At 61.4% G+C, this 13131-nt stretch carries 16 protein-coding genes; 7 read left to right on the forward strand and 9 right to left on the reverse strand.

Features of this window, described 5'->3' with window-relative positions; translation table 11 throughout:
• Positions 1–1512 carry a DUF1800 domain-containing protein gene (locus tag EFD55_RS25600; protein WP_125848711.1) on the reverse strand — a complete coding sequence of 504 codons (1512 nt, stop codon included), beginning with the start codon at positions 1510–1512 and terminating at the stop codon, positions 1–3.
• 121 nt (positions 1513–1633) lie between these two features.
• Positions 1634–1981 carry a DMT family protein gene (locus tag EFD55_RS25605; protein ID WP_125848713.1) on the reverse strand — a complete coding sequence of 116 codons (348 nt, stop codon included), beginning with the start codon at positions 1979–1981 and terminating at the stop codon, positions 1634–1636.
• A gap of 261 nt (positions 1982–2242) precedes the next feature.
• Here EFD55_RS25605 and EFD55_RS25610 point away from each other — a divergent pair, with 261 nt between their 5' ends.
• The gene (locus EFD55_RS25610; RefSeq protein WP_125848715.1) at positions 2243–3076 is read left to right on the forward strand and encodes an RDD family protein; all 834 of its coding nucleotides are present in this window, start codon (positions 2243–2245) and stop codon (positions 3074–3076) included.
• 391 nt (positions 3077–3467) lie between these two features.
• Here EFD55_RS25610 and EFD55_RS25615 read toward each other — a convergent pair whose 3' ends face one another.
• On the reverse strand, positions 3468–4268 hold the full coding sequence (locus EFD55_RS25615) for a class I SAM-dependent methyltransferase (RefSeq protein ID WP_125848717.1): 801 nt from the start codon (positions 4266–4268) through the stop codon (positions 3468–3470).
• 153 nt (positions 4269–4421) lie between these two features.
• Here EFD55_RS25615 and EFD55_RS25620 point away from each other — a divergent pair, with 153 nt between their 5' ends.
• On the forward strand, positions 4422–4703 hold the full coding sequence (locus tag EFD55_RS25620; protein WP_125848719.1) for a type II toxin-antitoxin system RelE/ParE family toxin: 282 nt from the start codon (positions 4422–4424) through the stop codon (positions 4701–4703).
• 25 nt (positions 4704–4728) lie between these two features.
• Positions 4729–5028 (forward strand): HigA family addiction module antitoxin, encoded by a 300-nt coding sequence (locus EFD55_RS25625; RefSeq protein WP_125848721.1) that lies wholly within the window; start codon positions 4729–4731, stop codon positions 5026–5028.
• A gap of 129 nt (positions 5029–5157) precedes the next feature.
• On the opposite strand, the gene EFD55_RS25630 is transcribed toward EFD55_RS25625, so the two are convergent.
• Positions 5158–6039, reverse strand: a complete 882-nt coding sequence (locus tag EFD55_RS25630) for an NmrA/HSCARG family protein (protein WP_125848723.1) — start codon at positions 6037–6039, stop codon at positions 5158–5160.
• 100 nt (positions 6040–6139) lie between these two features.
• On the opposite strand from EFD55_RS25630, the gene EFD55_RS25635 reads away from it, so the two are divergent.
• Positions 6140–7060 (forward strand): LysR family transcriptional regulator, encoded by a 921-nt coding sequence (locus tag EFD55_RS25635; protein WP_125848877.1) that lies wholly within the window; start codon positions 6140–6142, stop codon positions 7058–7060.
• 10 nt (positions 7061–7070) lie between these two features.
• Here the strand turns inward: EFD55_RS25635 and EFD55_RS25640 are convergent, their stop codons facing one another.
• Positions 7071–7325: a hypothetical protein gene (locus EFD55_RS25640; protein WP_125848725.1), complete on the reverse strand. Its 255-nt coding sequence runs from the start codon at positions 7323–7325 to the stop codon at positions 7071–7073.
• Between the two features lie 53 nt (positions 7326–7378).
• Positions 7379–7756, reverse strand: coding sequence for a response regulator (locus tag EFD55_RS25645; RefSeq protein ID WP_125848728.1), 378 nt, complete (start codon positions 7754–7756; stop codon positions 7379–7381).
• Positions 7757–8112: 356 nt separating this feature from the next.
• Between EFD55_RS25645 and EFD55_RS25650 the strand changes: the two genes are divergently transcribed.
• Positions 8113–8766 carry a formylglycine-generating enzyme family protein gene (locus EFD55_RS25650; RefSeq protein WP_125848879.1) on the forward strand — a complete coding sequence of 218 codons (654 nt, stop codon included), beginning with the start codon at positions 8113–8115 and terminating at the stop codon, positions 8764–8766.
• Positions 8767–9034: 268 nt separating this feature from the next.
• Here the strand turns inward: EFD55_RS25650 and EFD55_RS25655 are convergent, their stop codons facing one another.
• Entirely contained in the window at positions 9035–9823 is a 789-nt protein-coding gene (locus EFD55_RS25655; RefSeq protein WP_125848729.1) for a DUF899 domain-containing protein, read from the reverse strand.
• A gap of 249 nt (positions 9824–10072) precedes the next feature.
• Between EFD55_RS25655 and EFD55_RS25660 the strand changes: the two genes are divergently transcribed.
• Positions 10073–10840, forward strand: a complete 768-nt coding sequence (locus EFD55_RS25660; protein ID WP_125848881.1) for an adenylate/guanylate cyclase domain-containing protein — start codon at positions 10073–10075, stop codon at positions 10838–10840.
• Between the two features lie 164 nt (positions 10841–11004).
• Complete coding sequence (locus EFD55_RS25665; RefSeq protein WP_125848732.1) at positions 11005–11460, forward strand: DUF805 domain-containing protein; 456 nt, start codon at positions 11005–11007, stop codon at positions 11458–11460.
• Positions 11461–11630: 170 nt separating this feature from the next.
• Here the strand turns inward: EFD55_RS25665 and EFD55_RS25670 are convergent, their stop codons facing one another.
• Positions 11631–12020, reverse strand: coding sequence for a hypothetical protein (locus EFD55_RS25670; protein WP_125848734.1), 390 nt, complete (start codon positions 12018–12020; stop codon positions 11631–11633).
• A gap of 147 nt (positions 12021–12167) precedes the next feature.
• On the reverse strand, positions 12168–12491 hold the full coding sequence (locus EFD55_RS25675) for a DUF982 domain-containing protein (protein ID WP_125848736.1): 324 nt from the start codon (positions 12489–12491) through the stop codon (positions 12168–12170).
• Between the last annotated feature and the right edge of the window lie 640 nt (positions 12492–13131).

A 13131-nucleotide genomic window follows, 5' to 3' on the forward strand; every position in this document is an offset into this window, starting at 1 on the left:
TTAGCGGCGGTTGAATTCGGGCGATGCCAGCACCAGCGTCAGCCCGCTGATCTTGTTCGGCGCCTGCGACACCACGCGGATCGTCTCGTCGCGGGCGGCATCGGCAAGCGTCGATTTCAGGAATTCGCGCGGATCCCAGTCCCGGCCGAACTGCGCCGAGGCCCGTCTTGCCCAGGCCAGTCGCTCGGCGAGCTGGCTGCCGGTGATCCAGGCGGAAAAGCCTTCCTCGAAGCCGGCCGGGCTCGGCGGCAGCCAGATCGGCTGGCCCATGCGCTTCAGCGCCCCCTGCCCCAGCGCCCGCGCCGTGCGGAAGGCCTTGAGGCGCTTGTCCCTCGCCTCGCCGGCGGGATCAGTCGTCATCGGCGATCCGGCCATGGCAGGCGTGTTCGCCGCCATGTCGCCATCGTCGGTGCCCTGCTGGTTGGCCGCCAGGAAGCTGCCGACGACGCCGTTGACCGGCCCCGTATTCAGCGCCCTGAGCCCGGCGACGACATAATCGAAAGGCTGGCGCGCTTTCGCGCCTTCGTCGCGCCAGGCGGCGGGATGGTCGAGCATTGCGGTATAGACTGATGTCAGGTCGCCATCAGTCTTCTTCCAGGCCGCGACCATGTCAGACACCATGCCCTCGTCGGGGTGGTCGGAGACGAAATGCACCGCAAGCTTGCGGCTGATATGCGCCGCCGTCTTCGGATGGGCCGCGAGATCGTCAAGCATGTCGAGATAATCGTTGCGCGAGCGCCTCTTGCCGCCATAGCTGACGCCGAGCACCTGATGCGTGCCGGGCTCTGATATATTCGGGCGGAAGGCGATGTCCATCTCCTTGCGGTCGATGGTGAGCCCCGTCAGCACCATGGCCGCCGCCGTCACATCCGCCTGGGTGTAGCCGCTGCCGGCGCCGAGCGTGTGCAGCTCCAGCAGTTCACGGCCGAGATTTTCGTTCAGCCCCTTGTTGCGCTTCATGCCGCCGGCCGAATCCGGCCCGAGCGAATCCGCCTGGTCGAGATAGATCAGCATGGCCGGATGGGCGGTGGCATTGCGCAGGAGATCGCCGAACTTGCCCGACAGGAACGGCCGGATCGCCTCGGCCTCGTAGAGCGGCACGATGAGCCGCATCGGCAGGCTCTTGTTGGCGCTGGTGGAGAAGTGATCGGTCCAGAAGGTCGAAAGCCGCTCGTAAAAGCCGTAGGGCGACAGCACCGCCTGCATCAGCCGCAGATTGGAATCGTGCTGGAATTGCTGCTGCGCCTGCCGCTGTATTCCCTTGCGGATCTCGCGGCGCACCGTATCGTCGGTCGCCGTCTTCGCGTCCTGGCGGACTTCCGTCAGCTGCGCCTGCAGGTTCAGAATCGCCCGGTGGCGCGTGTCGGGGCCGCCGAGGGGGAAGTCCGGCGTCGCCGCCACCCCCTTGCTGATCTGGCCGATCAGCTCATCCTTGCTTTGCGGCGGAGTCTCGCCCGGCCGAAAACCATAGCCGAACCGGATCGCCGCCATCGTCGGGAAAGACAGGCTCATGGCAGATCACCTCATAGTCACCCAATGGTGAGAGGCTGACAGCCGATTGCGACCGCAATCTGTAGGAAATGCGGCAATATCTGGACATGGACGATTTGTAATCTATTGAAAAGGCTAAAGTTTACGCCCGGAAAATGAAGGATGCTCCGATTGCGATGAGCGCGAAGCCGATCGCGTGGTTCCAGGTCAGGTTCTCGCCGAGCCAGAAGATCGAGAAGCCGGAAAAGACGATCAGCGTGATCACCTCCTGCATCGTCTTCAACTGCGCCGTCGTATAAACAGCCGAGCCGATACGGTTGGCCGGCACCGCGAGGCAATATTCGAAGAAGGCGATGCCCCAGCTGACAATGATGGCGAGAAAGATCGCGCTGCTCTTATGCTTGAGATGCCCGTACCAGGCAAAAGTCATGAAGATGTTGGAAGCAAACAGCATGACGACGGGCCAGATGACGGCGGGAGAAAATAGCATGGAGTCACTCGGAGGCTGTGGAGGAAATCGTTGATCCGGCGAGACGCCGGCGGGGCCTATCTATCACGCCGCCGTTCGGCCGCAAGCCCCGAGGCTCGGACCGATCGTCTCAGGCCAGCGAGGCGATGTCGCAGGCGGCCCCAAAGCACTCGGGGAATGAGAACGCAAAAGCGCCTGTATCAATCCTGGCGAAATTTGCTACTTCATGTTGAAGGGACTCTACGCGCAGGACCTGACGGCATCGATATATTAGGGGAGCATATGGATTATACAGCTGAGATGCCGCAATCCGCTGCTTTGCCTTCCCGCTACTTCTGGCGACGGTTTGCAGCCCTTGTCGTCGACATTGTCATCTTTCAAGCCGCCATCCTCATAGTCGTCTACTCCTTCACAACGACTCCTCCTCTGGACCTCCTTGTACACGGCTGGACATCCGTGCAGTGCACCGCGGCAATCCCCGATCAGCTTGCAAAGCGAATTGACGCTGGATGGCCGTTGAAAACCGGAGAAATTCGCGGCGCTGATATATGCGAGACAACACACTTTGGTTTGGGAAAGCAGAGATATCTGCGAACAGGCGTTGCCGGAGACACGGATGGCTTGTTGTGGTCCCCGGAACTGACCATCCCTCTTGACGCGGACAATAACCCTGTGACCAAAACCTTGCCTGCATATCGCAGCTTGCTATCCGGCATAGCCAACACCGCGCTGATGGCGCTGGCTTTCGCCGGATTTTCCGCGAATGGCCGCCGCACACTCGGAAAGGCGGTTTTCTTCCTGAGAGTCCAGTCGATCGATGGTGAAGGTCCCGACCTTGGCACCGCGTTTAAACGCGAAATCCTCAAATTCAGCCCGAACCTGCTTTTCAGCACCCTCGCTTTCGCAATCTCGCTGTTTCCGATCTATCCCACGGCAGACTTCGACGCATTGCTTGGCATGTTCCGCGACGGATACATACCTTCGAACGATGGAACGATTGGGTTTTACGTCGTCTGGACAGTTGCAGCCTTGGCTTGGTGGCTCGCGCCAATCATCGCGTGGCAGGGGCAGACATACTATGATCGCATCTGCGGCTGCGAAGTGGTGAGTGCCTAACAATAAATCCGCAATTGCAGCCGCAGACAGCCGAAACAACGCCAGAGATCCCACCCTCGTTCCATCACGATCGGCTTGATCGGAGCGCCATGCGCAGCGGTTCAGGGCGTAGCATTCTCCAACGCCTTATCCTTTGGCGCAAACTCCTGCGGGGGCCATCAACCTCTCTTCCCTCATTCCTGTGCTCGTCACAGGAATGAGGGAGACGAGGTGGCACTTTCCTGTGAAACCTTCCGTCAGCATACGAAGGACACGCAGTGACGCCGATCTCTGCATTCAGCTAATCTCGGCGCACCCGCCTCGCCCTTCGAGGCCCTGGCGGGGCACCTCAGGGTGAGGCTCTCTTGAGTGCCGGCAGCCTATTCGCTGCGGCCGCCCACACCCAATCCTCTCACGCCACCCTGCCCCGGCACGCCCAAGCCACTGACGCGAACGACCGCGGCCCATCCGGCTCTCCCGCCTCATAGGCAGCCCGAACGGCGGCATCGACCGCCTGTCGTTTGCCCGGCTCCAGCCCGCCGACATACTTGCCGAGCGGTCCCTCGCCGGCGGCGATCGGGCCCCAGTAGTCGTCGAAGGAAAGATAATCCATCCGGATCAGGAGCGAGGTCTCCTCGACATCGGCAAGGCCCTGCGCAATGAAACTCTGCTTCATTTCCCCGGGCCGCGTCATCGGCTGGAAACAATATCGGCGGCGCAGCGGCAGCGCGTTTTCATCGAGCATGACGACCGTGTCCCACATCATCCGCATGCCCGACATGCCGCCGTAATGATCCCAGACGGCGGCGGCGACAATCCCATCCGGACGCACGACCCGGGCCATCTCGGCCACCGCCTTGCCCGCCTCGGGCACGAAATGCAGCACGAGCAGCGACAGCGCCCTGTCGAAACGGTTGTCCTCGAAGGGAAGCGCACAGGCATCGGCCTGCTGGATCGTGATCCGCGGATCGGTATTGCGCCCTTTCGCCGCCTCGACGAAAACAGGCGAATAGTCGATGGCGGCGATCTCCCGCAGGCCGGGCGTTTGCGCCAACGTGAATGCCAGGCTGCCGGTGCCGCAGCCGACATCGAGCACGCGATCCCCATCCGCCAGCCCCGCGAAATTGATCAGCATCGGCGCCAGCTTCCGGCTCCATCGGCCCATCAGCCGCTCGTAACCATCGGCACTTTCGACATTGAAACTCGACGGCATGAAAGCCTCCCTCCCAGGACGATGATCCGTCATTATGACCCCGTGTCCAGGCGCCGCAAGCGATAGTTGTCACGCCATGTATCGTGAGGTGATACATTTTCCTTGACCCCTATCTGTATCACGCTATGATACAGGGACACGAGGAGCTGGGCATTGATCCGTTCTTATAAGGATGCCGTTACGGAAGCGGTTGCCGGCGGCAAGGCTCCGAAGGGCTTCCCGGCAGATCTCGTAAGACCGGCCCTTCGGAAGCTGACGATGATCGAGGCGGCGCATATCCTCGATGACCTTCGTTCGCCTCCGGGAAACCGCCTCGAGGCTTTGAAAGGCAATAGGACCGGCCAGCATTCGATCCGCATCAACGATCAATGGCGCGTCTGCTTCGTTTGGAAAGATGGCGGCGCCGAGGACGTTGAAATTGTCGACTATCACTAGGTAATTCACAGGAAGGAGTTCAGATATGACCAGCACGCTTCTGCCGATCCACCCCGGTGAAATCCTCCGCGAGGAGTATCTGATCCCGCTGAAGATGAGCGCCGGAGCGCTCGCCAGGAAACTCAATGTCCCGCGCACCCGCATCGAACGGCTCTCGTCGGAGGAAACCGCGGTGACAACCGACACGGCGCTTCGCCTCGCGAAGTTCTTTCGCACCACTCCTGAGTTCTGGATGAACATGCAGGCAAGCTATGATCTGAAGATACAGGCTCAGGCGCTTGCCCGAGAATTGGAGAACATCCCGGAGATGGACGCCGCCGCCTGAGAGCTCGGCGTAGGCCGAATATGCCGCCACGCTCCGCGATGGCCGACTTGCCGCGAGCATCCTCGGCACCGCTGGTGGCCCCGGCATCCTCGGTCAAAGCCGAGGATGCCTGATGGCATCGCCGCAAACTCATCCAGCCGTCTTGTCGAGAACGCTCCAATCGAAGCCGCGCGCCCAATCGCGGTACCGGTGCCAGCCGACCTCGGGAAAATCGCTGCGCAGGGCGGCGATGTCGGCGTCGTAGCCGGTGCGGTCGAACCATTCGAACATCAGCGCCGCATCCTCGCTCTGCTGCCGCATCGCCGCGATCGGCAGCTCCCGATAGGCGATCGGGCGGCCGAGGACCTCTGACAGAATCTCAGCCTGCTCCTCGCCCGCCAATTCGTCGCCGGCAATGTCGAAACGTTTGCCGAACACTTCGTCACGCCGCTCGGCCAGTGCGGCGACGAAAGCGCCGATATCGGCAAGGCAGATCTGCTGCAGCACGCGCCTGCTCGGCAAAGCCGCGGCATAGACGCCTTGGCGCAGCCCGTCGACCGCCCACGGCGCCACGGTGTTTTCCATGAAGGCGACGGGCGCGCTGATCGTGTAGGGAATGCCGAGCCCGGCGATATGCTTCTCGACGAGATATTTGCTTTCGAAATGCGGAATGCCGGTCTTCTTGTCGGCATCAGCGACGGAGGAATAGATCAGGTGGCCGATGCCGGCGGCCTTCGCCCCTTCTGCGGCGGTTATACCCTGACGGGTTTCCGCCTCCGTCCCGGCCTCGTAGCTGCTGCCCATCAGAAACATCGTATCGACGCCCTTCGCGGCTTCAGCCACGGATGCGGCATCATCGAGATCACCGGCAACGATCTCGATCCCTGCCGAGGCCAGCCGCTTTGCGGCGTCGCTCTCCGGCCTGCGGCAGATCGCCCTGACGCGATGACCGCGCGCCGTCAATGCGCGCACGACCGCGCCGCCCTGCTGGCCGGTGGCGCCCGTGACCAGAACGTTTCTTCCCTTGCTCATCTCTCTGCTCCTTGTGGTTGGCGATGAGCCAGAGGTAAGACCTGTCACATTGAACCATAATGGCCTATAATTGAGAAACATCGTGCCACTGGTGAATACAATGCTCGACCTGAACGATATCGCCGTCTTCGCCCGCGTCGTCGAAGCCGGCAGTTTCACCGCCGCCGCCCGACTGCTCGCCATGCCCAAGACGACCGTCAGCCGCCGCATTGCCGCGCTTGAGCGCGAGGTGGGCGTACGGCTGCTGCAGCGCACCACCCGCAGCCTCAAGCTGACGGATGCAGGGCGCCTCTATTACGAGGAAAGCAGCCAGGCGCTGCGCAGCCTGGAACAGGCCAAATTCCGGCTGGCTGAGGCGCGGGCAGAGCCGGCCGGCACGATCCGCATCTCCGCACCAGTCGGCTTTGGCGGCCATTTCCTCTCCGCCACGATCTTCGATTTCCTGGCGACCTACCCGAAGTCGAGGGTGGAGCTGCGCCTGACCGACGACCGGCTCAACCTTATCGAGAACGGCATAGATCTCGCCTTCCGCACCGGCATCCTGGAGGATTCCACGCTGATCGCCCGCAAGCTCGGCTCGACCCATCGCATCCTCTGCGCCAGCCCGGATTATCTCGCCCGTTGCGGCGCACCCGATCGGCCGGCCGATCTTTCCCGCCACGACTGCGTCATCGCCGGCCCGTCGGCTGCCAATGCGCACTGGGTGCTGGAAGGCGCGGACCGCCAGGAAACGATTTCGGTATCGGGGCGTTTCGCCGCCAATGAAATGCAGGCGGTCATGGCCGCCGCGATCGCCGGCTACGGCATCGCCCAGCTGCCGTACGGGGTGGCCGAGGCCTGCATCAAGGACGGCCGGCTGCACCGCGTTCTCGACGGCTACACGACGCCGGCCGGCGGCCTGCATGTCGTCTATCCCAGCAGTCGGCACCTGTCGCCTTTGGTCAAGGCCTTCATCGAGCTGGCAATCGATCATCTGAATACAGGCAAAGGCCCGACCGAGGGCCCTGCGATCATCTCGTGACAGGCCTGCGTCACCGCCAGAGGAAATCCGGCCCCGTGCTCTGCGACGTCAGCTTGAGCGTCCCGTCCGGTTGCACGACATAGGTCTCGAAGACGCGGTAGCCGAAATCGCCGAGAAAGGTGTGCTGGACCACCGTTCCCGGACGATAGGGCGAATGGACCACCTTTCCGCCATAGGTGAGACTGTCAGGCAGGGGCTGCGGTTCGCCTGACGTGCTGGCGCAGGCCGCGAGAGCGAAGAAAACGGCAATGAGCGCGTGCCTCATCCTCACCTCTCCTCCCGGTGACATTGGCAGCGGAATAATACGACTTTGCCCGCTCAGAAGATAGCGTTTCTGCCTTCATAGTCTCGGCGCAGGGCCTGTGCCCGCGACAGCGCACCAGCGATCCTGTCGTCGCTGAAAGGCTTGGCGATCACATCCAGCGCGCCTTCGATCCCGTTTCCGATGCTCTCCGGACTGGCGGTCACGAAGATGACGTCGACGCCATGGCGGTCGATCAGCCGGCGTGCCAGCTGGACGCCGCTCTGGCCGTCGGCGAGTCTGAGATCGACGAGCGCCACATCGCTTCTCGGAGCATGGGCGAGAGCCTGCTCGATCGTCGAAACCGGCCCGATGGCCTGGTGCCCGGCATCCTGCACGATACGCTCGAGTTCAAGGGCGATGAGGTTCTCATCTTCGACGATCATGACTTTCATGGATATCCTCCTCCCATGAGCAAGCGGCCCGGCGGCACACTCGCGGCAATCGATACAACGCAACTTCCCCTCGAATGTTTCCACTCCAAAAGAGATGCGTGCAAAAAATAGTAACTGATTTCCTCAGGGCGCCATTCGCGCCTTCCGCTACAGGAGGTTGCGATCTGAAGAGGGGGCTGGCCTCAAGGACGGCCCGCCGAAAGCTGACATTGCGGGCGTTGCAAAATTCCCTATTTTCCAACATTGCAAAGGTCGGGAAAACAAGTGTCGCTTTACTCGGGAATTTTGCGACGCCATCTGCACGCAAGAAATCATGAGAAGAGCAGAAGTTGGATTTCGAGAGCCTTAGCCAGCATATGATACCTGTCTGCAGCGGGACAATCGTGATGCGCGATGATCGGCTTCGGGAGTCCTGGACCGTGGCTATCAAGCCCTTTTTGATTTGCCGCTATCAGGTAACTCAGTCGTTCTATGCAAAGGTGATGGGCGTATCGCCGTCATCGATAGCGGCTGAAGATCAGCCGGTCGAGACCGTCTCGTGGCTACATGCTGCTCGTTTCTGCAATCGACTTTCGGCAATGGTCAAATTGCCCGATCGCTATGTCTTTTCGTCCGACGGCCAGGATGCAACTGCGGTCGCGACAAGTGATGGATTTCGGTTGCCCAGCGAGGCTGAATGGGAGTTTGCTTGCCGCGCCGGCACGAAGGGACTGCGTTACGGCCCAATTGCCGACATCGCATGGTATGGGGAAAATTCAGAAGGCGGCTCCAAGGCCGTAGGAACCAAGCGTCCCAATGATTGGGGACTTCATGATATGTTGGGCAACGTCTGGGAGTGGTGCGAAGACGTCTATGATCCTGCTGTCTATGGTACGTATCGCATCTTTCGCGGTGGGGGATGGGCTGACCACGAGCGCGGTTGCCTAGCGACCAATCGCCGACGAAGCCACCCGACTTTTGCTATTGACGACCTTGGGTTTCGCATCGCGAGATCGTGCTTCTGGAGCTAACGTCAGATCATCGCTCCCTGCATTCGTCGACCGCCAGAGCACCCGCCTCGCCCTTCGAGGCCCTTTGCAGGGCACCTCAGGGTGAGGCTCTCTTAAGTGCCGGCGCGATCCTCCATCGCCCCTCATCGACGCGATAGTCTCCGATCCATTTTATGGGCGCGGCATCCAACCAACGCTCCTCATCCTGAGGAGCCCCGCAGCGGCCTCGAAGGACGCTCCGCAGCATTGCTCCTTGCGTCCATCCCGCCACGCACAGCAACTGCCCCGCCTACCGCTTCGCCTTTGCGCTTTCCTCGCGGAACGCCGCCTCGCCGGCGTCGGAGACCTCGACCCATTTCTTGTCCGGTGCGGCATCGGCAACGTAGGCGTCGTGCCAGTTCCACCATTTGTAGGTCGGCGTCTGCGGATAGCCCTTGGGGGAATCCTCCCAGACTTCCTGGCGGCCGAGCGGGGTGATGTCGAGATAGTTCCAGGTGCCGCCCATCTGCTCGTCGCCGCGGTTGTTGATGAAATAGGTGCGGAAGATACGCTCGCCGTCGCGATAGAACACGTTGGTGCCGTGCCATTCGTCGACGCCGAAATCCTTGTCGAAGTCGTCGATGATCGTCACCCACGGTATCGTCCAGCCCATCCGCGCCTTCAGACTGATGATCTCGGCCTGCGGCGCGCGCGAGGCGAAGACAAGGGTCGTATCGCGCGCATTCAGATGGGCGACATGGGCGACCTGATCGGCTACCATCGAGCAGCCGCGGCAGGCATGCTCGGGCCAGCCGAAGACGCCGGGTTCGTAAAAGGCGCGATAGACGATGAGCTGGTGTCGGCCCGCAAACAGGTCGAGCAGGCTACCCCTGCCCTCAGGCCCTTCGAAGACATAGGTCTTTTCCACAGCCATCCACGGCATGCGCCGCCGCTCGGCGGCCAGCGCGTCGCGGGCGCGGGTGTGGGCCTTTTCCTTGACGAGCAGCTGGTTGCGAGCCGCCTCCCAGGCCTCCTGCGACACGACGGCCGGTCGCTGCATGGTCTGTCCGCCTTTTCCATTCTCGGCTGAAGCAGTCATGGCTTTCAATCTCCTTGTTGGGCGAATTCCGGGCTTCGAAGCCCGGTTCATCGCGCATTGGTTCGGAGATAGTTTCTCATCGCGGATTGGACAGTGGGAGTAACAAGTGTGACGTAATTTTCCCGCGGCCAGCGCCGCTGGTCCGCCGGTAGCCAACGAAGTTGATCCACCCCCAGTTGCCAAAAGCCCCCAACTGGCAGAAGCTTGCCCATGGCCATCGGCGACGGCCTGGGGAACGGATTGCGCGACATGACGACAGCCTCATCAAGTGAGCCTGCAAGGCTTGGCGGCGCCAGGATCTGCCGCGGCTGCTGGGACCAGATGCATATGCCGATCCCGATCGGCGGGCCGCTCGCGCTCCCCTTCCGCGCCTTCGGCATCACCCGCAGCAAGATGAACCCCGACATCTGCACGATCTGCGAGCGCTCCTTCCAATATGTGAAGAAGCAGCGCCAGATCACCGTCGACGCCACCATCCTCTTTGCCGATATCAGGGGCTTTACCGATCTTTCCGAGCGTATCGAGGCGGCGCAGCTCAGCGAGATCGTCAGCCTGTTCCAGGATCGCTGCGCCCAGGCGATCTGGGCGCATGACGGCATCGTCAACAAGCAGATGGGCGACGGCCTGATGGCGATCTTCAACTTCCCGATCATCCGGAAGGATCACGCCGGCGCCGCGATCATGGCCGCGCATGAGATCCAGCGTAACTGCGCGGCGGCGCTGAGCGACCTGGCGCCCGACGCCCTGCCCGGCCGCCCCCTCGGCGTCGGCGTCGGCATCCATTCCGGTGAGGTCCAGATCGGCGAGTTCTCCAGCTTCCGCAGCGATTTCACCGCGATCGGCGGTGTCGTCAATCAGGCCGCCAGGCTGGAATCCCAGGCGGCGGCCGGCGAGATCCTCGTCTCGGCGGAGACGGCGGCAGAAGCGCCCGACCTGATCGCCGGAGCGCAAGAGCGTACGCTCGCACTCAAGGGCATCGAGCAGCCGGTGCGGGCGCGCGTACTGGTCAAGCGCTGAACGGCAGCGGCCGCGCCACGCCCCTCTTAGAAGCATCCCCCCTCAACGTGGCGGCCGCAATTTCTCGCGCTGTGATTGCTTAACGCGCCGGATTGCAAGCCGGTTAATCCTCCGGAAACGAACATTGCTTATCTCTCAGCCGTTTAGATCGCTGGGGGTATCTCATGGGCAGTTTTTCTCTATGGCACTGGTTGATCCTCTTGATCCTGGTCATCGTGCCGTTGATCTTCATCATCAGAAACCCGCCGGCCGGGCCGAACCGCTTCGGCGGCCCGCCTGTCGCAATGGGTTTCGGCCAGGCGATAAGCAGCTATTTCAGGAAATATGTGGATTTCACCGGCAGAGCGAGCCGATCGGAGTTCTGGTTTTCGACGCTCTTCGTCGTTCTCGTCAGCATCGCCTTGTACGCCGTCGATCGGACCGAAGTATCGAACCGGATCTGGTCGCTGGCTACGCTTCTTCCATCGATCGCCATGGCCACCCGGCGTTTTCACGACATCAACCGAAGCGGATGGCACCAGCTTCTTGGACTTTTATTTCCCATTGGCACGATTGCCGTCCTCGTGTGGTATTGCAGAGCGCCGGCTGCGGATCATTCCAGAACCTCCGTTTTTGCTTGAGGATAGGGTGCCGGCCGAGCGTGGGGGTGGTTCCCGCGGGTTGAGAGCGTTGCCCCGTTGAGGCAGGATGCCGTTTGGAGGATGCCGCGCCCCAGGGACGCTGGAGGCATGTCGCGCCGCCGCTCAATAAAACCTTGAACGGCGACGCCGCCGGAGCCCTCGCCTCTCCGTCAGGTCTTCATGCCGGTCAATTCGGTGAACGGATAGTAGCGCAGCCGCTTGTCGCGGCAGCGCTGATCATTCGCCGTCGCGCCGAGTATTTTGCCGTCCGTGAAGGAGACGCCGAGATAAGCCCAGTCTCCCCAGCTGTGCTTGGGCACGACACGCACGCAGTAGGCATAGATCTTCTTCTCCGGCTCAAGCACCACCACGCTGGAAATGCGAGCCCACACGACGTCTCCTGCTTCGTGCCTGTAAACTCTCTTGAACACGATATTGATGAAGTTCTGCCGGACATCACTCGAGGGAGGACGCTGGGAATCCGCAACGGATTGCGACACAGGGGCATTGCAGCCGGCCAGCGCCAGCAGTGCGGCGCAAACTAGGACTTTCATTCTCATTCAGTTGAATCCCTAAAGAATCGGAGCGCGGTAACGCCGCGTATTCCTACAAACACAGCGAGAATAATATTTGCAATACATCGGAGGAATATTGCTGCAGCGGCGGGATACCGGCTGCGTGACGTGGATATATCAGTGTAGGCTCACCTACACTGTAGGATTCAAAACGGAACTCCCGGCCCCGTCGTCATCATCATCGTTGATCGACAGGCCCGCTTCCAGCGCCGCAAGAATGAAAGCCTGCCGCACCGTCTCGGCCGGCATGCGTCCGGCAAGCCAGGCGCGGCAGAAATCGATCGCTCGCTGCTGATGGACGCCGCCATTGACCGGCCAGTCGGAAACGAGTGCATAAAGCGCATCCTGCGGCGAGCGGAGAACCATTCGTTCGCCGGTATCGAGATCGATGGAGATCGGTTTTTTCCAGAAGGCGGAATGGTCGCTAATCGCAGTGGCACCTGTAACTGAAGTCACAGGAAATTAACTGCGGAATGCCGATTTCGGTTCCAGTGCGGGGTCGGATGATGGCGCGTCGGTGGTTGATGGGTGCAAGGAGCAGCGCTGCGGCGCGTGCTTCGAGGCTGCGCCCTGCGGGCTGCGCACCTCAGCATGAGGGACGTGGGAGTATGCCGCGCCCAGTAAGTGACGTTGGCGGATGCCACACCTCCCTCTGCCCTGCCGGGCATCTCCCCCACAAGGGTGGAGATCGGCTGGGCGTGATGGTTTCCCCAAACAATGACGGATTAGCATGGGTAGGTCGGCAGAGGGGACGGATGATCCAACCTCTTGCCGATCTCCACCCTTGTGGGGGAGATGGCCGGCAGGCAAGGGGGTATCCCACGGCGAACCCTCGAACGGCACCAGGCCGCCTCCGACTGGATGAAGCAACTATGAAGTGGCTGGCAACCACGGCATGCCGATTGTGGGATATTTTCAATCTATCTACCAATCTTTGCATTGAGCATTCGATAAACGGTCGGCAGTTGCTTATAGCAGTAGAGGATTCAAGCTTTTTTTACAGTGGACGGCCTTCATGCTCAATGGACTGCCTTTAATTTGCGGCTTTGCTTTTGCTCTGACGGCACTGTCAACCGGCGCAACTTGCGCACAAACG

The organism is Rhizobium pisi (assembly GCF_003938655.1).
GTDB classification, from domain to species: Bacteria; Pseudomonadota; Alphaproteobacteria; order Rhizobiales; family Rhizobiaceae; genus Rhizobium; species Rhizobium pisi.

What these genes read in the sequence shown, in the direction of transcription:
- EFD55_RS25600 (WP_125848711.1), bottom strand. Translation starts at nt 1,512, where the DNA reads ATGAGCCTGTCTTTCCCGACGATGGCGGCGATCCGGTTCGGCTATGGT.
- EFD55_RS25670 (WP_125848734.1), bottom strand. Translation starts at nt 12,020, where the DNA reads ATGAGAATGAAAGTCCTAGTTTGCGCCGCACTGCTGGCGCTGGCCGGC.
- EFD55_RS25610 (WP_125848715.1), top strand. Translation starts at nt 2,243, where the DNA reads ATGGATTATACAGCTGAGATGCCGCAATCCGCTGCTTTGCCTTCCCGC.
- EFD55_RS25665 (WP_125848732.1), top strand. Translation starts at nt 11,005, where the DNA reads ATGGGCAGTTTTTCTCTATGGCACTGGTTGATCCTCTTGATCCTGGTC.
- EFD55_RS25660 (WP_125848881.1), top strand. Translation starts at nt 10,073, where the DNA reads ATGACGACAGCCTCATCAAGTGAGCCTGCAAGGCTTGGCGGCGCCAGG.
- EFD55_RS25635 (WP_125848877.1), top strand. Translation starts at nt 6,140, where the DNA reads ATGCTCGACCTGAACGATATCGCCGTCTTCGCCCGCGTCGTCGAAGCC.
- EFD55_RS25630 (WP_125848723.1), bottom strand. Translation starts at nt 6,039, where the DNA reads ATGAGCAAGGGAAGAAACGTTCTGGTCACGGGCGCCACCGGCCAGCAG.
- EFD55_RS25605 (WP_125848713.1), bottom strand. Translation starts at nt 1,981, where the DNA reads ATGCTATTTTCTCCCGCCGTCATCTGGCCCGTCGTCATGCTGTTTGCT.
- EFD55_RS25640 (WP_125848725.1), bottom strand. Translation starts at nt 7,325, where the DNA reads ATGAGGCACGCGCTCATTGCCGTTTTCTTCGCTCTCGCGGCCTGCGCC.
- EFD55_RS25615 (WP_125848717.1), bottom strand. Translation starts at nt 4,268, where the DNA reads ATGCCGTCGAGTTTCAATGTCGAAAGTGCCGATGGTTACGAGCGGCTG.
- EFD55_RS25645 (WP_125848728.1), bottom strand. Translation starts at nt 7,756, where the DNA reads ATGAAAGTCATGATCGTCGAAGATGAGAACCTCATCGCCCTTGAACTC.
- EFD55_RS25650 (WP_125848879.1), top strand. Translation starts at nt 8,113, where the DNA reads ATGATACCTGTCTGCAGCGGGACAATCGTGATGCGCGATGATCGGCTT.
- EFD55_RS25625 (WP_125848721.1), top strand. Translation starts at nt 4,729, where the DNA reads ATGACCAGCACGCTTCTGCCGATCCACCCCGGTGAAATCCTCCGCGAG.
- EFD55_RS25655 (WP_125848729.1), bottom strand. Translation starts at nt 9,823, where the DNA reads ATGACTGCTTCAGCCGAGAATGGAAAAGGCGGACAGACCATGCAGCGA.